Source organism: Pseudomonas sp. GW460-12-10-14-TSB1 (assembly GCF_017349775.1).
Taxonomy (GTDB): Bacteria; Pseudomonadota; Gammaproteobacteria; order Pseudomonadales; family Pseudomonadaceae; genus Aquipseudomonas; species Aquipseudomonas piscium.
This window is the reverse complement of sequence record NZ_JACNAC010000025.1, coordinates 19,125-39,266: the sequence shown is the minus strand read 5'-3', so window position 1 is coordinate 39,266 and position 20,142 is coordinate 19,125. Positions and strand designations below refer to the sequence as shown.

Annotated in this window: 13 protein-coding genes; 10 read left to right on the top strand and 3 right to left on the bottom strand. The window is 62.5% G+C overall.

Annotation, left to right across the window (positions count from 1 at the left end; translation table 11 throughout):
• Positions 1-560 precede the first annotated feature (560 nt).
• Positions 561-6,317, top strand: a complete 5,757-nt coding sequence (locus J4D52_RS16160) for a S8 family serine peptidase (protein WP_102677155.1) — start codon at positions 561-563, stop codon at positions 6,315-6,317.
• A gap of 142 nt (positions 6,318-6,459) precedes the next feature.
• On the opposite strand, the gene J4D52_RS16155 is transcribed toward J4D52_RS16160, so the two are convergent.
• The 3 genes from J4D52_RS16155 to J4D52_RS16145 form a co-directional block, all read right to left on the bottom strand.
• Positions 6,460-7,365, bottom strand: a complete 906-nt coding sequence (locus tag J4D52_RS16155; RefSeq protein WP_102677137.1) for a LysR family transcriptional regulator — start codon at positions 7,363-7,365, stop codon at positions 6,460-6,462.
• A 56-nt stretch (positions 7,366-7,421) separates the two neighbouring features.
• Entirely contained in the window at positions 7,422-8,174 is a 753-nt protein-coding gene (locus J4D52_RS16150) for a hypothetical protein (RefSeq protein ID WP_063432195.1), read from the bottom strand.
• Between the two features lie 160 nt (positions 8,175-8,334).
• The gene (locus J4D52_RS16145; protein ID WP_102677136.1) at positions 8,335-8,832 is read right to left on the bottom strand and encodes an Lrp/AsnC family transcriptional regulator; all 498 of its coding nucleotides are present in this window, start codon (positions 8,830-8,832) and stop codon (positions 8,335-8,337) included.
• Positions 8,833-9,092: 260 nt separating this feature from the next.
• Here J4D52_RS16145 and J4D52_RS16140 point away from each other — a divergent pair, with 260 nt between their 5' ends.
• From J4D52_RS16140 to J4D52_RS16100, 9 genes are all read left to right on the top strand, one after another.
• The gene (locus tag J4D52_RS16140; protein ID WP_206429716.1) at positions 9,093-9,866 is read left to right on the top strand and encodes an alpha/beta hydrolase; all 774 of its coding nucleotides are present in this window, start codon (positions 9,093-9,095) and stop codon (positions 9,864-9,866) included.
• Positions 9,863-10,804, top strand: coding sequence for a tryptophan 2,3-dioxygenase (locus J4D52_RS16135; protein ID WP_102677135.1), 942 nt, complete (start codon positions 9,863-9,865; stop codon positions 10,802-10,804). The genes J4D52_RS16140 and J4D52_RS16135 overlap by 4 nt, the downstream gene beginning before the upstream one ends.
• Positions 10,805-10,809: 5 nt before the next feature.
• The gene (kynU, locus tag J4D52_RS16130) at positions 10,810-12,033 is read left to right on the top strand and encodes a kynureninase (protein ID WP_102677134.1); all 1,224 of its coding nucleotides are present in this window, start codon (positions 10,810-10,812) and stop codon (positions 12,031-12,033) included.
• A 175-nt stretch (positions 12,034-12,208) separates the two neighbouring features.
• Positions 12,209-13,600 (top strand): amino acid permease, encoded by a 1,392-nt coding sequence (locus tag J4D52_RS16125; protein WP_063432189.1) that lies wholly within the window; start codon positions 12,209-12,211, stop codon positions 13,598-13,600.
• Entirely contained in the window at positions 13,600-14,640 is a 1,041-nt protein-coding gene (locus tag J4D52_RS16120; protein WP_106698074.1) for a carbon-nitrogen hydrolase family protein, read from the top strand. The genes J4D52_RS16125 and J4D52_RS16120 overlap by 1 nt, the downstream gene beginning before the upstream one ends.
• Entirely contained in the window at positions 14,633-15,751 is a 1,119-nt protein-coding gene (locus J4D52_RS16115; protein WP_102677132.1) for a cupin domain-containing protein, read from the top strand. Before J4D52_RS16120 ends, J4D52_RS16115 begins: the two co-directional genes overlap by 8 nt.
• A 1-nt stretch (position 15,752) precedes the next feature.
• On the top strand, positions 15,753-16,667 hold the full coding sequence (locus tag J4D52_RS16110) for a fumarylacetoacetate hydrolase family protein (protein ID WP_025804844.1): 915 nt from the start codon (positions 15,753-15,755) through the stop codon (positions 16,665-16,667).
• A gap of 227 nt (positions 16,668-16,894) precedes the next feature.
• Positions 16,895-18,163: an OprD family outer membrane porin gene (locus J4D52_RS16105; RefSeq protein ID WP_102677131.1), complete on the top strand. Its 1,269-nt coding sequence runs from the start codon at positions 16,895-16,897 to the stop codon at positions 18,161-18,163.
• A gap of 263 nt (positions 18,164-18,426) precedes the next feature.
• Positions 18,427-20,133: a ShlB/FhaC/HecB family hemolysin secretion/activation protein gene (locus tag J4D52_RS16100; protein WP_102677130.1), complete on the top strand. Its 1,707-nt coding sequence runs from the start codon at positions 18,427-18,429 to the stop codon at positions 20,131-20,133.
• The last annotated feature ends 9 nt before the right edge of the window (positions 20,134-20,142 follow it).

Here is a 20,142-nt window from a genome sequence, read left to right as displayed (position 1 = left end):
CTGCGCATGTGCTGAGTGCCAAAGGAATGCCGCCGATCCAGCAGATTATTAACGCAGACGTCAATTCAGCTGTGCAGGGGCTGGATCTGAACCGCTGGAACTGGGCGGGGACTATTGGCGACGTTCTTTGGCCAATGTTTGGCGGGCTGGGGCATGATTATGTGCAGATAACCGGCGACTCCAAGGCCGAATACAGCAAGCATCTTGTTATCGCTGTTCTGCAGAACTCTGCAGGTATCAACCGTTTTCTGGATAGGGATACGCCACTCGATTCTTATCCGAAATGGAAGTTAGCCCGCGAAATGGGCAAGTTGCTTCCAGATGTTCTTTACCGTCTTTTTGAGGGGACGGGGGACGCGCCTGTCAGTGTGCCTGTAAATCCGACACCCACAGACCTGATTCATATTGATATCAACCCTTCCCCCCAACCCCAACAGCATATCCAGGGCGAAAGCAAAGCCCAGCAGGACGTCGCCAACGGCTTCATTCAAAACTCGGCGACCAACAGCATCTTTGCCGTCGGCGGCATTCTCAGCAAAACCGATTTCACCTCGACCCAGATGGCCAGCCTGGCCTCGGGCGGTATTCGCCCCGGGGAGATGCAGCTCGACCCCAACGCGCGGCCCAACACCTACCTGTCGAACTTCTACCAGACTCCGGACAGCAGCAAGCCGGACTTCAGCCTGCGCAATGCCGTGACCCTGAACGGCCTGTCGGCCATGACCACCTTCAACACCTACGTTGACCCGCTGTTGCTGGACCTGACCGGCAACGGCGTGCACATGACCGATATCCGTGACGGCGTGTTGTTCGACACCGACCACAGCGGCACGCTCAAGCGCAGCGGCTGGGCGGATCGCAGCACCGGCATGCTGGTGATCGACGATGGCAGCGGCCAGATCAAGGACGTCAGCCAGATGTTCTCCGAGTACTACGGCGGCAAGGCCGGGGTGAACGGTGCGGCGGGCGAGACGAAGTTCAAGGACGGTTTCGCCGCGCTGGCCAGCGAGGATGCGAACAAGGATGGCGTGATCGACCAGCGCGATCCGATCTGGAGCAAGCTGCGGGTCTGGGTCGACGGCACCCATGACGCGAAAGTCGATGCCGGCGAACTCAAGACCCTGGCCGAGCTGGGCATCACCCAGATCAACGTGCGGGCGGCGGCCTCCACTCAAACCGAAGTGCGTGACGGCAACCGGGTGCTCGCCACCGGTTCGTTCACCATCAATGGCAAGAGCCAGGAAGCGCTGGCGGTGGATTTCCTCGGTGACCCGGTCAGCAACACCCTGACTGCCCAGGGCGCGGGTACCAAGGTGACCTCGACCACCAATGGCATCACCACCACCGCCTATGCCAGCCAGAGCACCACCGGCGAAACCCTGGACGCGGCGCAGCTGGGTGTGGGCAACTTGTATGGCGGCAGCGGCAACGACACGCTGATTGCCGCGCCGGCCGGTGGCTGGCTGGTGGGTGGCGGCGGCAGCAACACCTATGTCGGTGGCAAGGGCGACGACGTCTTTGTGATCAGCGCCTCGGACGATCCGAAAAATATCCACGGCAATGGCGGCCACGACACGGCGATCGTCGTAGGCGACAAAGGCGTGGTGCTGAACATGGCCCAGGCCGGCCTGACCATTGCCCAGGGCGGCAGCGGCAACGACACGATCATGAGCGGCGGCAGCGGCAGCGCCTTCATCAAGGGCGGCTCCGGCAATTCGACCCTGGTGGGCGGGGCGGGTAGCGACGTGCTGGTCGGCGGCAGCGGCCACAACACCATCATCGGCGGCAGCGGCAAGGCGGTGATCTACGCCGGGCCCCAAGGCGACGTGATCTACGCCGCCGAAGGCGGCAGCATCATTCACGCCGGTGGCGGCGCCGACCGGATTTTCGGCGGTGCCGGCAATGACGTGATCGAAGTCGGCCATGGCAACGCGACCATCGACGGCGACGGCGGGATCAACCTGGTGACGCTGCATGGCAACCATGGCGACTACCGCATCACCCGCACCGCCAGCGGCTATGAAGTGGCCGACAAGGTCGCCGGGCGCGACGGCACGGTGACCCTGAAAAACATCCAGAAGCTGAATTTCTCGGATATCTCGGCGGTCGATCTGCAGACCCCCAACGCCATGCCGGTGGCCGACGTGCTGACCCTCGACAAGGACGGCAAGGCCTTCAACCGGACCCAGGCCCACCTGATTTCCGCGCAAAGCCTGCTGGCCAACGATCAACACCTCAACAGCCAGGGCGCGCTGCGCATCGCCAATGTCGGCGACGCGGTCGGCGGCACCGTCAGCCTCACGGCCCAGGGCGACGTGCTCTTTACCCCGGATGCGCGCTACACCGGCCTGCTCAGTTTCAAGTACGGCGTGGTCGATGCCGCCGGCAACCTGTCGGCCTCGGTGGTGGACCTGAGCAGCGGGCAGACCGCGCCGATGCGCGCCGGGGTGACCTTGCTGACCCCGGAAGTGCCGCTGGACCCATTGGCGGCCCAGGAGTGGTACCTGAGCGACACCAACGTGCTGCCGGTCTGGCAGGACTACACCGGCAAGGGCGTGCGCATCGGCCAGTTCGAGCCGGGCGGCCAGTTCGCCACCGCGCCCGAGATCTTCGATATCGCCCACCCGGACCTGGCCGCCAACGTCGATAAGGCCTGGCTGCAGACCCAACGGAGCAACGGCAGCTTGCCGGGCCTGGTGTCCAACCACGCCACCATGGTGGCGGGCGTGATGGTCGCCGCCAAGAATGGCTCGGGCGGGGTAGGGGTGGCCTACGGCGCGACGCTGGGTGGCTACTACCTGGCCAACAGCGGCGCCGACCTGGCGGGGCTGGGGCATATGGTCAGCTTCGACATCGCCAACAACAGCTGGGGCTTCACCAACGATTTCGCCCTCAGCAGCTTCCAGGACGGTTTCGTCAACACCGCCACGGCGCTGAGCATGAATGCCCAGTACGCCGCGAGTAACGGTCGTGGCGGCCTGGGTACCATCATTGTCGCGGCCGGCGGCAACAGCCGCGCAACCGGCGGCAATGCCCAGGGCTCCTTGACCAACAACAACCGCTTCTCGGTGGAGGTCGGTGCGATCAATGCCCAGGGCGACTTGTCGACCCTGCAGATCGGCTCCTCGCCGTTCTCCAATCCTGGCGCCAGCCTGCTGGTGTCGGCGCCGGGCAGCAACGTGGTGTCCACCAGCCATATGCTGGAAACCGATCGTGGCTCGACCTTCGGCAACGATTACACCAGCATGCAGGGCACCAGCTTTGCCGCGCCGATCGTCTCCGGCATCGTGGCGCTGATGCTCGAGGCCAACCCGAACCTGGGCTATCGCGACGTGCAGCAGATCCTCGCGCTGTCGGCGCGCAAGATCAACGACCCGTCCACCCAATGGAGCGACAACGCCGCCCACGGCTGGAACGGCGGCGGTATGCACACCAGCAACGACTACGGTTTCGGTGAAGTCGACGCGCGGGCCGCGGTGCGCCTGGCCGAAGCCTGGATGACCCAGAGCACCGGCGCCAACGAGTATGTCTACAGCGCCTCCAGCGGCGCCCTGGGCAAGAGCCTGGCGGCGGGGGGCACGCTGAGTTCGTCGATCGCCATGAATGCCGGCCTCAATGTGGAACACGTCGAGATCGATTTCGACGCCCAGGTGGGCCGCCTTGGCGACCTGACGCTCAAGCTGATCTCGCCCGACGGCACCCAGAGCATCCTGCTCAACCGCCAGGGCAAGGTGCCGGACGGCATGCCCGGCGCGAGTGCCAGCGATGTCGGCAGCACGCAGTCGGGAGCGTTCAAATACACTTTCATGACCACCCATGACTTCGGCGAGCGCTCGGCGGGCAACTGGACCTTGCAGGTAAGCGATGCGGCTTCCGGCCTGCCGGTCACGCTCAATGCCTGGTCGCTGCGTTTGTACGGCAGCAAGAGCACCCCGGACGACACCTATTTCTACACCGATGAATACCTCAAGTCGGTGGTCGGGCATGCCAACCGCGCGGTCCTGGACGACGCGGTCAATGGTGTCGCGGGCGGGCGCAATACCCTCAACGCGGCAGCCGTTTCCGGGGACACCTCGGTCAACCTGTTGACCGGTGTCGCCAGCATTGGCGGCGCGGCGTTGACGGTGAAAAATCCAGCGAGCATTCAGAACATCGTCACCGGCGACGGCAACGATGTGCTGGTCGCTGGCAAGGCCGATGCCTTGCTCGACGGCGGGCGTGGCAACAACAGCCTGACGGGCGGGGCGGGCAAGGACTTCTTCGTGGTCCACCGCCGGGAGGGTGGCAGCGATGTCATCAGCAACTTCGAGGCTGCCCGGGGCGAGATCATCGACCTGGTGGGTTTTGCCGGGAAGAAGTTCACCGACTTGGTGCTCAGCCAGCAAGGCGCGGACGTCAAGATCGACCTGGCCAAGGGGCAGAGCATCGTCCTGAAGAACCAGTCGCTGGCGGGGATCAGTGCGGCGAACTTCAAGTTCCAGGACACCTTTGTCGCCCCGACGGCCTACGTCGACAGCGATGCCTCGGCGGTCCAGCCGCAGGAAGGCCTGGGCACCGTGCTGCTCAACGGCGGCGCTAAGGGCGTGATGTACAGCAGCGATGCCCAGGGCAAGATGGTGGCTTCGTTGAGCGGCACTATCTACAGCCATGACAGCGCGACCTCGGATGTGTTCGTGGTGGCGGCCCAGTCGGGCGTCAAGGACTACAACAACGCCCTGCGCGGCTTCCGCCACGGGATCGACAAGATCGACCTGCGCCAGACCGGAGTGACCGATTTCAGCCAGCTGACCATCGAGCACAAGAACCGCGCCACCCTCAACGGCCTGACGCAGATTCATGGGGTGTACGTGACACGTAACGGCGCCCAGGGCGCTGCCTCGAACGTCAACCTGGTGTACCTGGATGCGCTGGATGTGGCGCAGGTCAGTGCCTCGGACTTTATCTTCGCCGAGCATGCGCCGGAGGTGGTGCCGAGCGTTGGCCCGGTGCCTGCGGTGACCGAGCAGCCGACGGTGACCGTACCGGGTACGCTGACGCCGATTGTCGAGCGTCCTGGCGTGGACAAGCCATCGGTGGTGTCGCCACTGCCGCCGGTCGATCTGCACCCGACGGTCAGCGTTCCAGTGGTCGACCCAGTGTTGCGACCTACGGTCACGATCCCGGACATCACCCTGCCGGAGCACAAGACCGTTGACCAGATCCTGGCCGAGCGTGGCGGCAACCAGGGGCCAACGGTTCCCGAGCACAAGACCCTCGAGCAGATTCTCGCCGAGCGCGGCATAGGTTCGCTGGAGCCGTCGAAGGTGCCGGATATCGGGCCGGTCGGGCGTGATCTGGCGGGACGTACCCCGGTGGATGTGCCGAGCCCGCGACCGATCGTGATCCCTGATATTCCGGTGGTCGATATCGCTCACCGCGACCTGGATATTCCGAGTCGCCCACGGGTTACCGTGCCGGATATCCCGGTGGCGTCGGACCCACGGCTGAAGTTCGACGATCCGCTGCCAGCGGTGACCGACACCGATGATTTCTCGTTCGCGTCGATCCGCGACAGAATCCGTACGCGCCCGACCCCGACCACCGTGGAGCCGGTAACGAGCTCGTTGCGCGACCCGCTCACGCTGAGCCCGTTGCCGACGGTCGATCCCGCACCCGTGGCCAGCGATCCCAACACCATGACGGTCAAGGGCTTCTTCGCCAATGTCACCCTGGGGGACGAGAGCAAGACCATCAACGTCGAGGCCACGGGCGCCAAGCTGGTGGCCGGCAACGGTGACAACAAGGTCAACGTGACGGGCCGCCGGGCCGAGATCACCCTGGGCAATGGCAACAACGTGATTGCCGGCGACATCAACAAGCTCACGGTCGGCCATGGCAACAACAGCATCACCGACAGCGGCTCCTTCGCCACGGTGAAGCTGGGTGATGGCAACAACAAGGTCGTGGTCAGCGGCAGCATGCCCACCGTGGAAGTCGGGCACGGGGTCAACGACCTCGAGTTCAGCGGAAGCATGGGCCAGCTGGTGTTCGGCCAGGACATCAGCCCCGAGCGCCTGTGGTTCCAGCACGAAGGGCCGGACCTGCAGATCTCGGTGATCGGCAGCCAGCAGGAGGTCACGCTGCATAACTGGTACGCCGCAACCCCCGAGCGTCCACGGGACATCATGACCGGCGACCGTCACCGGTTGCTGGGCAACGATGTGGAAAACCTGGTCCAGGCCATGGCGGCGTTCGCGCCGGCAGCACCGGCGACCATGACCTTCGGCGCTGCCGAGCAACAGGCCTTGCAACCTGTGCTGGCGGCCAACTGGACATGACCGCGCAAGCTTGATCTGGTAACAGGGCCCGCGATGCTTGTCGCGGGCTTGTGCCGCTCTCGTTCGGGAGCGGCATTTTTTTATCCCCCCTGATCCCTCCGATTGCCCATCGGGCTGCGCCGGTTTTCTCGATAACCGTCGTTTAGTCGGTCTCGTTGCTCCGACAAGGCCCGGCCAGCAGATGATCCAGCAACAGTTGGGCCACCACGGACAGCGAATCGCGCGACGACACGCACAAGGCCAGCTCCCTGGATGCCCAAGGCTCGTCCAACGCCAGTATCCGGGTGTTGGGCAGGTTGTAAGCCTGCACGGCGCCTTGAGGCAGGACGCCGATGCCGATGCCCGCGTCGACCATCAGGCACAAGGCGTCGTAGCTGGAGACTTCCATGCGCAGTTTCAGCGTCCGGCCAAGATCGTTGGCGGCCTTGACCATCTGGAAGTTCAGGTGGGTACCGCTTTTCAACGCGACGAAGGGGTAATCGAGGGTGGCGTGAAAGCCCACGCGGGTCTCGCTGGCCAGGGGATGATCCTTGGGCACCAGCACCACCAGGCGATCGCTGCGAAACGGCAATACCTCGATCTGCGCACCATGGGGCATATGGGTAAAGACCCCGATGTCCGCGCGTTTTTCGGCGATGCCGCGGGTGACGGCCAGGCTTTCCCGTTCTTCCAGGGTGATGCTGATCAGTGGGTAAAGGTTCATGAAGGATTTGAACAGCGCCGGCAGGAACTGGTTGATTGCCGAGATGTTCGCCAGCACCCGGACCGAGCCCCGGCGTCCGTCGGAGTAGTCGCGCATCTGCACGACGATATCCTTGAGATTGTTCAGTGCGCCGCGGGCGAGGTAGAGCAGGGAAACGCCCGCCTGCGTCGGGGTGATGCCTTTGTTGCTGCGTACCATCAGTTGCAGGCCGAGGGCTTCTTCCAGCTCGCTCAGGCGTTTGCTGACCGCCGCCGCGGCGATATGTTCGCGCTGGGCGGCGGCGCTGATCGTGCCCTCTTCAATGACACTGACAAACAGGCGCAGCGAGACGGGATCGAGGTTCATTGCGGTACCTGAGGGCTTGTCCGGGTGCCGCCCATACTAACCGCTGCGCCTGTGGATCAGAATGCGCCGGATAGCAGGTAGCCGGCGTCCGGCACCTGAGCCTTCAGGCCCAGGGTCTTGAGGATCTGGTAGACGGTGCTGACCGACGCGGACAGGACGGGCAGGTCGAGGCGATCCTGGACGATCTGGATCGCTGGCAGGGAGGGCATCTGTACACAGGCCGAGAGTACGACGCCATCGGCTGAGGCGATATTCAGGCGATCGGCATGGCCGACCAGGTTCATCGGATCGAGGCGGCCGACCGCCAGGTTGTCGGAGATCTCCAGGCTGATGGCGTCCGTGACTTCGATCCCGGCGGCTTCGATGTAGTCGATCACCTGTCGGGTCAGGGATTTCATGTAAGGGGTCACGATGGCCACCTTGTTCAGGCCCAGCACCTTGATGCTGTCGATCAGGGCGCCGGCGGAACTGAGGACCGGGGTCGGTGCGTCGTTGCTCTCAACCACCTTCGCCAGGCGCGCCTGGGACACGCTGTGATAACCCGGGCCCTGGCACATGATCGCGACAAGGCAGGCATAGGCCATCACATCGCAGCGGGCATCGCTGAGCTCCAGGGCGCAGCGGTCGCTGTCGGCGTCCATTTTTTTCAGTTCGTCGTGGCTGACGTTTTTCATGCGCATGCGGGCCGAGTGAAAGCTGAAGCGTTCCTCGGGAAACAGCGGATAACGGGCGGTCAGCATCGCCGGGATTTCCGTTTCCATGGTGGTATTGGAGCTGGGCACGATCTGCCCGATGCGAAAGTTCTTCATGCTTCCCCCTGGCCGAATAAGCCGCTGGTTCAGGGCCTCTGCCCGGATGGGCAAGGCTGTGGCGCGGATATTAGAGGGGGGGAGAGGAGCCGGTACATCAGCCATTCGCGAGCCTGCCATCGTCAACGACGATGGCGCCGGCCTCGGCTTCTCAGAGGGATCACTGCCCAAGCGAATAGGGCATGCCTTGCAGCGGCAAGCACTGGGTTTCCTTGATTTCGTGCATCACGAACGTGCTGCGCACTTCCTTTACATGGGGCAGGGCCGCCAGCACCTTGCGACTGAAATTGGCAAAGGTGTCCAGGTCCGAGGCGACCACGCGAATCAGGTAGTCGTCCATCCCCGAGAGTATGTAGCAGCACAGCACATTGCCCAGCTTGGAGACGGCCTGCTCGAACTCCTGGGCGTGCTGTTCCATGTGGGAAACGATCTTGACGAAAACGAAGGCATCGATCCCGAACCCCAGAGCCTTGCGATCGAGCTGCAGGTTGTAGTCGCGAATGACGCCGGCGTCCTCCATGCGCTTGACCCGGCGCCAGCATGGCGACACCGAGCTGTTGACCTTCTCGGCCAGGTTGGCCATGGAAATGCGTGGGTCATCCTGAAGCACACAGAGAATATCCCGGTCCAGCGCGGACAGTTCGATAGAGGCAGGCATGGGCGGCTCCTCGGGAGGGTGAAAGAGAGTATTTTTTCGAAAAAATAGCCAGGGTGGAAAGACTAACCATTTTTGGCTGGTGACTGGAAATGAAATACCGATCGACGTCGTTTTTGAGAAGTAGACAAGCAAAATAAACCTGGTGCATTTACCTAGAATGAGACCGTCAGACCTCACTACGATTGGCGGACGTTCCCATGCAAATGTCGCTAAACCAGCTGGAGCGAGAATACTCGCCCAGCTCTGTCGCACCGGACTTCATGTCCATCGTGGAGCAATACCGGGCGGCCAGTGATTTCATCTGTACCCGGCATGTTCCACTGCGTGTCTGGTACGGCAACTCGGCCGACGAATATTCACTGTTGTTCGAGCCGGCGGGCGCTGCCGCGTCATCGATGCTGGTGTTCATTCATGGCGGGTACTGGCAGGAGCTTTCGGCGCAGGACTCGTGTTTTCCGGCCGAGGGCCTGCTGGCGCGGGGCATCGCCTATGCGGCGATCAACTACAGCCTTGCCCCCTCCGCGGATCTGCCTGGAATGGTCAGGCAATGCGGTCTCGCGCTCAGGTCGTTGCAGGCGGCCCGACCGGAGTGCCGGATCGTGATCGCCGGCAGTTCCGCCGGTGCCCACCTGGCGGCCATGATGATGACGCTGGACTGGGATTGCGCCGAGGGCCGCCGGCCACCCTTTGCCGCGGCGCTGCTGATTTCCGGCGTGTATGACCTGCGCCCGCTGGTCCCGACCTATATCAACAAGCCCCTCAACCTGAACATGGATTCGGCGCTGGCGCTGAGCCCCCAGTCAAGGCCGCTGCTCACGACCTGCCCGACGGTGGTGTGTTTCGGCCAGCAGGAAACGGCTGCGTTCAAGCAGCAGAGCCGGGCCTTTGCCCAGCGCCTGCTCGACGTCGGCGCCGAGGTCTCCCTGTATGAGGTTGCCGGGCGTAATCACTTCGATATCGTTTTCGATATCTCCCAGTCAGCCACCTTGATCGGGGCTGACGTACTGCGGTTATCAGGAGCACAACAACAATGAGAACGTCACGAACCCGGTATATCCCCCAGGTGCGCGATCCCGCGCTCGAGCTGTCGCTGGTCAGGGAAATCTATCAGTCGACCGCCGAGAGCCGGGAGCAAAGCGTCAAGGAAACAGCGGGTCAGCCGATGGTCGATTTTGCCGGGACGAGCAATCCCTACATCGACTATCACCGCAACGACCTGCTGCTCAGCACCCAGCACATGCGCAGTGAAGGGCATGACGAGATGCTGTTCATTCTGATTACCCAATGCACGGAGCTGACGTTCAAGGCTATCCATTTCGAAGCCTATAACTTCCAGCGGCGGATCCAGGCGGACGACCTGCCGGGGGCGATGGTCCTGGTACCGCGGATCAAGCGCCTGTTCGAGTACCTGATCAAGACCTGGGACGTGCTGTCGACCATCACCACCGAGGGTTTCAACGAGTTCCGCAATAACCTGGGGATCTCCTCGGGCCAGCAGTCCTACATGTATCGCCATGTCGAATTCATTCTCGGCAACAAGTCGGTACGCCTGGCCCAGGCCCATGCGAACAACCCGGATGTCTATCCCTACCTCGAGCAGGCACTGAAGTCTCCCAGCCTGTATGACGACGTCTTGCGTTACCTGCACCGTCGCGGCGTGCCGGTTCCCGCAGAGGCGCTGGAGCGGGACTGGGCGCAGACCTATGTCACCAATGTCGGCGTGGAAGATGCCTGGATGACGGTGTATGCCGACCCTTCGCCAGAGAACGATCTCTACCAGTTGGGCGAGGGCCTGACCGAGATTTCCGACCTGTTTTCCCAATACCGCTGGCGGCATTTCAGTTCGGTGGAGCGAATCCTCGGTTTCAAGCCCGGAACGGGAGGCTCGGCGGGGGTGGCGTGGTTGAAACATGTGGTGGAGCACCGGTTCTTTCCGGAGCTGTGGGCCATTCGCACTCGGTTGGGGGCTTGATCGGTATGTCGTTCGTACAAACAGCAGCAACAAGTTCGCAGCCGCTGGCAGCGCTGCGTGAGCGTTTCGTGATTCCGGACGGCGTCACCTATTTCGATGGCAACTCGTTGGGGCTGATGCCCAGGAGCGTCGGCCCGCGGGTGAAGGAGGTGGTCGAGCAGCAATGGGCGCAGGGCCTGATCCGCTCCTGGAACGATGCCCATTGGCGGGACCTGGCCACGCGCACCGGAGACAAGGTGGCCCGCCTGATCGGCGCGGCACCGGGGCAGGTGGTGGCCTGTGACTCGACCTCGGTCAATCTGTTCAAGGTGCTGGTCAGCGCGGTCAAGCTGCGGCCGGGGCGCACCCGTATCGTCACCGATATCGACTCCTTCCCGACCGACCTGTACATCATCGACCAGGTCGCCAGGACCCATGGGCTGATCGTCGATGCCGTGCCAGCGGCGGATATCCCGCAGGCGCTGGACAAAGATGTCGCCGCGGTGGTGCTGACCCATGTCGATTACCGCACCGCGCGTATCCACGACATGCTGGCCTACACCCGGGCGTGCCAGGCGGCGGGGGCGTTGATGATCTGGGACCTGTCCCATACGGCCGGCGCGGTTCCCTGTGAACTGGATGCCTGCGCGGTCGATTTTGCCGTCGGCTGCGGCTACAAGTACCTCAATGGCGGCCCTGGCGCTCCGGCTTATCTTTATGTCGCCAAGCGTCATATCCCGCAGTGCGAGCAGCCGCTGGCAGGCTGGTTCGGCCATCGCGCGCCATTCGATTTCGAACTGCAGTACAGGCCGGCGGCAGGGATCGAGCGCTTTTTATGCGGGACTCACCCGGTGATCGGCCTGTCGGTGCTGCATGACGCGCTGGATGCTTTTGACGGGGTAGACATGCAGACGCTGCGTGCCAAGAGCAGGGTGCTGACCCGGCGCTTTATCGAGGCGGCCCAGCAACGGCTCGCCGCGCATGGTTTTGTCATTGCCTCGCCGCTGGAGGACGAGTTGCGCGGCAGCCATGTTTCCCTGCGTCATCCGGCGGGATACGAAATCATGCAGGCGTTGCAGAAGCGGCAGATCATTGGCGACTTCCGATTGCCCGACTTCATGCGTTTCGGTTTTGCCGCGCTTTATAACACTGTCGATGAAGTGGAGTACCTGGTCAGTGCACTTGAACAAATAATGATTGAAGGTGAGTGGTTGGTTGTTTCAGGTGAAGAGCGCAAAGCCTTTACATGAAGTAGTCGTTTTTCGTTTCTTCTAGTTCTACTGGATGGTTGTATGCGTCAGGCATTCCCCTGCCTGTCGGTTTGTGTCTCGGCCCTATTACACACAACAAACGTGAGCAGCCTTTTGGCTGCCCACAATAACTTATAAGGCTTGATGAACAACGTTGTTGTTCAGAGGAGAACCTATGTCTGCGGTAGCGGGTATTACAGAACGGGAAAGTGGTTTGAAGCGGTTGTTGAGCAAGCCGCAACTTACAATGATTGCCATCGGCAGTGCGATTGGCACCGGGTTGTTTCTGGGCAGCGGTACGGCAATCGGCATGGCCGGGCCCAGTGTCATCCTGAGTTACGCGATCAGCGCCCTGGTCGCCTTTATCCTGATGGCCTGCCTGAGCGAAATGGTGGTCGCGCACCCGGTCACCGGGTCGTTCGGGGCTTATGCCGAAGTGTATCTGGGAGGGCTGGCGGGATTTCTGGTGCGTTATGCCTACTGGATTTCCGTGGTGCTGGTGATTGGTACCGAAGTCACCGCCATTGCGGTGTACATGCAATATTGGGCGCCGGGGTCGCCCGCCTGGTTATGGATTGCGATCTTTTCCAGCGCGATCATTTATTTGAATACGCAAACCGTCAAAGTATTCGGCTCTTTTGAATACTGGTTGGCTTTCTTCAAAGTTGCCGCCATCGCTGCGTTTATCGTGATTGGCAGTTATGTTGTGTTCAAACGCCCGGCAGGCAGCGATATAGGATTTCATCACTATATCGAGGGCGCGGGTTTTTTCCCCAACGGCTTCTTTGGCACTTGGTCGGCGGCGATCATCGCCTTGTTCAGTTTTATTGGCATCGAGTTTATCGCGGTGGCCGCAGGGGAGGCGGACAACCCGGGGGCAGCGGCCAAAAGTGCCTTCAAGTCAGCGCTCTTTCGCCTGGTGTTTTTCTATCTTTTCACCGTGGCGCTGATGGTCGCGATCGTTCCCTGGCAAATGGCCAACGAGAGTGAAAGCCCCTTTGTCCTGGTCATGAAGCTGATCGGCATTCCCAGCAGTGCCGGGATCATGAACTTCGTGATCCTGACCGCAGCCTTGTCGGCGATGAATGCCCAGCTGTATGTGGCGTCGCGAATGATCTTCAGCCTGTCCCGTACCGGTTATGCGCCGAAAATGCTGGGTAAGGTTTCGGCCAAGGGCATCCCCCTGCACAGCCTGTTTTTCTCGACCTTCGGGGTGGCCGCCGCGGGCTTGTGCAGCGTGCTGCTGAACCAGGGGACCTTCATCCTGATGATGTCGATCGCCATGTTCGGCGCGCTCTTTACCTGGCTGATGATCTTCATCACCCACTATCGGTTCCGCCGCCACTACCAGCGCAACAACCTGACGCTGTCATTCAGGGTCAGGGGCTTTCCTTTCACCACCCTGTTGGGGGGGACCCTGATGGCGGCGCTGCTCGGCACGACGTTGCTGGTGCCGCAATTTCGCATGACGCTGGTAACGGGGATACCGTTGCTCATCGTCCTGTGCATCGCCTATCGATTCCTCCATCTGCGCCTGCCCACCGTGGCGATGCTGGAGGACCGGTGATGAAAATCTACCCACCTTTCATTGCCGCCGCGGTGCAGGCCGCGCCGGTCTATCTCGACGCCGATGCCACGGTCGAACTGGCCTGCGACCTGATCGCCGAGGCCGCCCGGAACCAGGCGCGCCTGGTGGCGTTTCCCGAAGTCTTTGTCGCCGGTTATCCCTACTGGAACTGGACGATGACGCCGGTGGAAGGCAGCGCCTGGTACGAGCGCCTGTATCTGAACTCCATCGATGTGCCGGGGCCGCAGACCGACCGGCTGTGCGCGGCCGCGCGGCAGGCGAACTGCTTTGTGGTCATCGGCGTCAACGAGCGGGGTAGCCACAGCTACGGAACGCTCTACAACACGGTGCTGTTCATCGACCCGCAGGGCCGCCTGCTCGGCCGTCACCGCAAGCTGGTGCCGACCTGGGCCGAAAAACTGACCTGGACCGGCGGCGATGGCAGCTCGTTGACCGTGTATGACACCGAACTGGGGCCGCTCGGCGCATTGGCCTGCGGTGAAAACACCAACACCCTGGCGCGTTTCAGCCTGCTGGCCCAGGGCGAGTTGATCCACGTTGCCAATTACATTGCCTTGCCCGTGGCGCCGGACGACTACGACATGGTCGAGGCCATCAAGGTGCGGGCCGCGGCCCATGCCTTTGAAGGCAAGGTCTTCAATATCGTGTCCTGCTCGGCGCTTTCCGAGCAGATCATTGCGCAAGTGGCCGGCGACAACGAAAAAACCAGGGCCATGCTCGAACGCAGGAACAGCGCGTTCTCTGGAATCTTCGGTCCCGACGGGCGTTTGCTGAGCGAGCCGCTGATCGATCGCGAGGGCATCGTCTACGCGTCGATCGACCTCAGCAAGTGCATCCAGCCCAAGCAGATGCACGACATCGTGGGCCACTACAACCGTTTCGATGTGTTCGCGCTGTCGCTCAACAAGCGCCCGCTCGAAGCGCTGAATATCGTTTCCCAACCCCCCCTCGCGGCCTCTCTCGCGGAGGCCGGGCAGGGTGATGAAACCTTCCTTTGCGGAGCCGCCAGCCATGAATGATGACAACGTCGAAGGCCGGGCGCGGGTCAAGCATACCCCGCAGCTCGATGCCTACTACGAAGAACTCGCCGAGTACGATGCCGGCGCCTTGTGGACGGTCGCCAACGATATCGAGCCCTGGGAACCCAAGGCCCATTCGATCCCGATGATCTGGCGCTACCGGCAACTGCGGCCCCTGGTGCTGCAGTCCCTCGAGCTGGTACGGCCCGAGGAGGCCGGGCGTCGCGTGGTGATGCTGGTCAACCCCAAGCGGCATGATGTCAGCGCAGCGGTCGGCCTGCTGTACACCGGCCTGCAGGTGATGAACCCGGGGGAGGCCGCTTCCGCGCACCGGCACATGGCCTCGGCCCTGCGCTTCATCATTGAGGGCGATGGCGCCTACACCATCGTCGAGGGGGAGCGAGTGACCCTCGAACGCAATGACTTCGTGATCACCCCCAATGGCACCTGGCATGAACACGGCAACGACTCGGGAAGTGGTCCCTGCATCTGGCAGGACGGGCTGGACATTCCATTGATCAACACCCTGGAAGCCAACTTCTACGAGGTGCACCCCGACTTGCATCAGTGCGTCGGCAAGCCCCTGAACGCGTCCTGCAAGACCTATGGCCATGCTGGCGTCCGGCCTCTCGAGCCCGATTGGCGCAAAGCCTATTCGCCGCTGTTGAAGTATTCCTGGAGCCACACTTACGAAGCCTTGCGCCAATACGCGCAAGCCAGCGAGGGCTCGCCCTTCGACGGGCTGATGCTGGAGTACGTCAACCCGATGACGGGCGGGCCGGTCATGCCGACCATGGGCGCGCGCATGCAAATGCTCCGGGCCGGGCAAGCGACCCGTGCCCACCGCCATACGGGCAACGTGATCTATCACGTGGCCAAGGGCAGCGGTTATTCGATCATCGCCGGGCAACGCTTCGACTGGGAGGAGCACGATATTTTCTGCGTGCCGTCCTGGGCTTGGCATGAGCACGTCAACCTGTCCCGGGACGATGACGCCTGCCTGTTCTCGTTCAACGATTTTCCCGTCATGAAATCCCTGTCGATCTACCGCGAAGAGGCCTACGCCCTGAACGGGGGAAATCAACTTATTACTCACGGCCAGGAGAACTGATATGCGTTTGGTGACTTACCAGAATCGTGCGCGGACCGATGCGGCCCGTCTCGGCGTGTGGATCGACGACAGGGTCATCGATGTGGCAAGGCTGGCAGCCAGTGCCGGGGCCGAGCTGCCAGACAGCATGCTCGGCCTGATCGACGCCGGCCCCGGGGCGCTGGCGCTGCTCGCCGAGTTATGCGCCCGGCATGCCGGGCAATGGCCAGCGCACACGTCGTTGTGGCTGGACAACGTACGCCTGCTGGCGCCCATTCCCCAGCCGCGCAAGAACATCTTTGGCATTGGCCTGAACTACGTCGAGCATGTCGCCGAGTCCAGCCGCAGCCTCGACACGTCCGCGCAGTTGCCAGCGCAGCCGGTGGTGTTCAGCAAGCCGCCGACCAGCGTGATCGGTCCGGGCGATGCCATCGAGCACAATGCGCGGATCACCCGGCAACTGGATTGGGAAGTCGAGCTCGCGGTGGTGATCGGGCGCCAGGCCAAGGGCATTGCCGAGGCCCAGGCCATGGACCATGTCTTTGGTTATACGGTCATCAACGACATCAGCGCGCGGGACAACCGGCGGGCCGGACAGTGGATCTTCTCCAAGGGGCAGGACACCTATTGCCCCATGGGGCCATGCATCGTCACGGCCGACGAAATCCCCGACCCCCACGACCTGGCGCTGACCCTGAAGAAAAATGGCGAGCTCAAACAGGACTCCAATACCCGCCATATGCTGTTCAAGGTGCCAACCCTGATCGCCGACATTGCCAGCGCGATCACCCTGGAGCCGGGCGACATCATCGCCACCGGCACGCCTTCGGGGGTCGGTGCCGGGCGTACCCCGCAAGAGTGGATGGTGCCGGGTGACGTCATTGAAGCCTGGGTCGAGGGGATCGGCCTGTTACGCAATCCCGTGGTCAGCATCTGACCCGGCGTGTCGGCCGGGCTATGGCGGCTGTGGCGTAAGCAACAAGCTCCGGGCTTGTTGGACGCTGAAGCGGTAATCACCCCTCAACCCCCCCTGCGGTGCGCAAACGCAAACGCCAAGGTTGCGGGGTGCCCGGCTGACCGGCCGTGGGGCGTTGTATCCATCATGAATCGTGCCGCGTGGCCGCCCTGAGGGGCGGTCCCGCGAAGTGCCATGGGTCTATGAAAATGAACAATAAGAAAAAATATATCCTGCTGCTTATCGCTGCTCACTCGCTACAGACGCTGGCCGACGAACAATCGGCCAGCAACGGCTTTGTCGCCGACAGCACACTTAACCTGATGTTGAGGAATGCCTACATCAGCCGTGACTACAAAAACGGCAATCCGGACAAGGCCGAATGGGGCCAGGCCGTCATGGCGACATTCTCCTCGGGTTTCACCGAAGGGCCGGTGGGCCTGGGGGTCAATGGCTTCGCCCACTACGCGGTACGCCTGGATGGTGGCAAGGGCCGTAGCGGGGCAGGCGGCATCGACTTTTTCAAACAGGGCGACAGCGGCTCGGCCGCGGATGACCTGGCCAAGGGTGGCGCCTCGATCAAGCTGCGGGTCTCCCATACCCTGGTCGAATACGGCAACCAGATGCCCAGCCTGCCGGTCCTGCGGCACGACAACGCGCGCCTGTTGCCGGACTCTTATACCGGCACCCTGATCACCTCGAAGGAGCTCGAAGGGTTGGAGCTCAACCTCGGTCGCTTTACCGCCGAGTCGAGGAAAAGCGCCGAAGGTCGTGACAGTGGCGGACTGGATCGCATCGATGTATTGGGTGCCCGTTATCGCTTCAACGAACGCCTGAGCGGGGCGCTGTACGCGGCGGATATCGACGATGTCTTGCAGCGCAAGTACGCCAACTTGCTCTATGCCATCCCGTTGCCGGGCGATCGCTCGCTGACTTTCGACTTCAATGGCTACAAGACCCGCCTGGATAAAGACTTCGCCGCCGGGGGCGGGCGCGACAACCTGATCTGGAGCCTGGCGGCCACCTACAGCCTGGCCTCCCATTCGTTCATGGTCGCCCACCAGCGCAACAGTGGGGACACCGGCTATATCTACGGTCGTTATCAGAATGCCGGCGGGGTAGGGGACAGCAACGGCACGATTTACGTGGCGAACTCCTACTGGTCCGACTTCAACGCCGAAGACGAGCGTTCGTGGCAACTGAGTTACGCCTATGACTTCGCCGGCCAGGGCCTGCCCGGGCTGAGCTACCGCGTCGCCTACGTGCGCGGCGACCACATCAAGACCGACAACAGCAGCGACGGCCGCGAGAGCGAGGTGTTCAACCAGCTGCAGTACGTAGTGCAGGGGGGAAAGGCCAAAGGCATGAGCTTCAAGGTCCGCAGCTCGCACCTGAAGGTTTCCAGGGAGGCCAGCAGCTATAACGTTGGCGGGGATGAGGTGCGGGTGTTTGTCGACTATCCGCTGACGCTCTTCTGAGGGCGGCGTGTTAGACAGGCCGGGTTCCGTCATCAGGAGGAACCCGGCCATTGGCGCTGGTAAAGATGCTCAAGGCGCTTGATCGCTTCCCAATCTTTTACAACCTCTCCTTGCCCATCTGGTGCGCCTCTCATTGATTTGCCAAGACTCGCCTGAACCTTTCATGCCAGAGGCATCCTGATACAGCCCTGTTGACGGCAGAGATGATGGCCAATTAGCATTGTGATATCACTTTGATGTCATCGTATCTCGAGGGATCGAACATGCTCTCACCCGCCCTCGCGGGGAGGTTGTGCCTGGCTTTGCTGTGCCTGACTCCGCTGCACCTTGTTCATGCCGCTCCCACCCCCGGTGATACTGACCTGATCCGCGAACGCCAGGACCGCTTGCTCGAAGAGCAGCGCCGGCGCCTGGAAGAACTCAAGGACCTGCCCGGCAAAGAGGCTGCCCCCACGGCGCCGACCGCACCTGCCGACACCCGCTGTTTCCCGATCAAGGACATCGAACTCAAGGGTGCCGACAGCCTGTCCGCCGCCGAGCAGGCGCGCCTGCTCAAGCCCTATATCGGCCAGTGCCTGGGCGTCAGCCAGCTCAACGAGTTGCTCAAGGTCATCACCGACTACTACCTCGAGAAGGGCCTGGTGACCAGCCGTGCCTACCTGCCGCAGCAGGACCTGTCCGGCGGCCACTTGAAGGTGCTGGTGGTCGAGGGCCGGCTCGAAGGCTTGAAAGGCGCCGCCGACAGCCAGTTGTCCGAGCGGGAGCTGGCCATGGCCTTTCCCGGCCAGGTCGGCGCGCTGGTCAACCTGCGGGAAATCGAACAACTGGTGGACCAGCTCAACCGCCTGCCGTCGAACCAGGCGCAAATGGAGCTGGCCCCCGGCAAGGAGGTCGGTGGCAGCGAAGTGCTGGTCAAGAACACCGCGCAAAAGCCCTGGCGGGCGGGGCTGTCGCGCAGCAACGACGGCCAGCGCAGCACCGGCGAGCAGCAGTGGGGCACCACCTTCGACTGGGACAGCCCGCTGGGGCTGGCCGACCAGCTGATGTTGCGCGGTGGCCACGATGCCATGAGCGACCACCAGCACACGTCCAACAACGCCATGCTCTCTTACAACCTGCCCTGGGGCTGGTGGAACTTCAGTTACACCTACAGCCAGAGCGAGTACCGCTCCCAGGCCCAGGCCAATGGTTTCAATTTCAAGCAGACCGGCGACAGCCAGAACCACCAGCTGCGCGCCGAGCGGGTGATCCTGCGTGACGCGGTGAGCAAGACTTCGCTGAATGCCGGCCTGGCCTACCTGCGCACCAACAACTTCATCGAAGACAGCAAGCTGGCCCTGAGCAGCAATCGCCTCAGCGAAGCCCAGTTCGGCATCAACCACGGCCGGCGTATCGGCGGTGCCTTCGTCAACCTCGACCTGGGCATGCAGAACGGCATTGGAGCCTTCGACGCCCAGGACAATGGCCACCCCGGGCCCGGGGAGCCGAATGCGCGCTACCGCAAATACACCGCCACCCTCAGTTACCTGCAGCCGTTCAAGCTGTGGGGCGAATCCCTCAGCTTCAGCAGCCTGATGACCGGCCAGCGCAGCGAAGACGTGCTATTCAGCCCGCAGCGCACCAGCCTCGGCGGGCAGTCGTCGATTCGCGGCTACAAGGACCAGTCGCTGTCCGGCGACAGCGGCGGTTACTGGCGCAACGACCTGCGCTGGAGCCGTCCGGTGACCCTCGGCTGGCTGCGTCCGGTGTTCGCCGAGTACGGCAGCAGCCTGGGCTACGACCAGGGCGTGATCCGCGGCGACCGCTACAACGGCGAGCAGCACGGACGCCTGTCGAGCAATTCCCTGGAGCTGTTCGCCCGCGGCCAGCACCTGGCTACCAGCGTGACCTTCGCTCATTCCCTTGAGCGTCCGGATGTCCTGAGCGAGCGCGAAGCGCCGATCTACTTCCGCCTGGACTTTTTCCTCTAAATCGCGTTT

Bases quoted from the DNA above. Each gene is read 5' to 3' on its own strand.
- kynU (WP_102677134.1), top strand. From the start codon at position 10,810: ATGTCGTTCGTACAAACAGCAGCAACAAGTTCGCAGCCGCTGGCAGCG.
- J4D52_RS16115 (WP_102677132.1), top strand. From the start codon at position 14,633: ATGAATGATGACAACGTCGAAGGCCGGGCGCGGGTCAAGCATACCCCG.
- J4D52_RS16140 (WP_206429716.1), top strand. From the start codon at position 9,093: ATGTCCATCGTGGAGCAATACCGGGCGGCCAGTGATTTCATCTGTACC.
- J4D52_RS16100 (WP_102677130.1), top strand. From the start codon at position 18,427: ATGCTCTCACCCGCCCTCGCGGGGAGGTTGTGCCTGGCTTTGCTGTGC.
- J4D52_RS16155 (WP_102677137.1), bottom strand. From the start codon at position 7,365: ATGAACCTCGATCCCGTCTCGCTGCGCCTGTTTGTCAGTGTCATTGAA.
- J4D52_RS16135 (WP_102677135.1), top strand. From the start codon at position 9,863: ATGAGAACGTCACGAACCCGGTATATCCCCCAGGTGCGCGATCCCGCG.
- J4D52_RS16110 (WP_025804844.1), top strand. From the start codon at position 15,753: ATGCGTTTGGTGACTTACCAGAATCGTGCGCGGACCGATGCGGCCCGT.
- J4D52_RS16160 (WP_102677155.1), top strand. From the start codon at position 561: ATGGCCAGCCTGGCCTCGGGCGGTATTCGCCCCGGGGAGATGCAGCTC.
- J4D52_RS16150 (WP_063432195.1), bottom strand. From the start codon at position 8,174: ATGAAGAACTTTCGCATCGGGCAGATCGTGCCCAGCTCCAATACCACC.
- J4D52_RS16145 (WP_102677136.1), bottom strand. From the start codon at position 8,832: ATGCCTGCCTCTATCGAACTGTCCGCGCTGGACCGGGATATTCTCTGT.
- J4D52_RS16105 (WP_102677131.1), top strand. From the start codon at position 16,895: ATGAACAATAAGAAAAAATATATCCTGCTGCTTATCGCTGCTCACTCG.
- J4D52_RS16125 (WP_063432189.1), top strand. From the start codon at position 12,209: ATGTCTGCGGTAGCGGGTATTACAGAACGGGAAAGTGGTTTGAAGCGG.
- J4D52_RS16120 (WP_106698074.1), top strand. From the start codon at position 13,600: ATGAAAATCTACCCACCTTTCATTGCCGCCGCGGTGCAGGCCGCGCCG.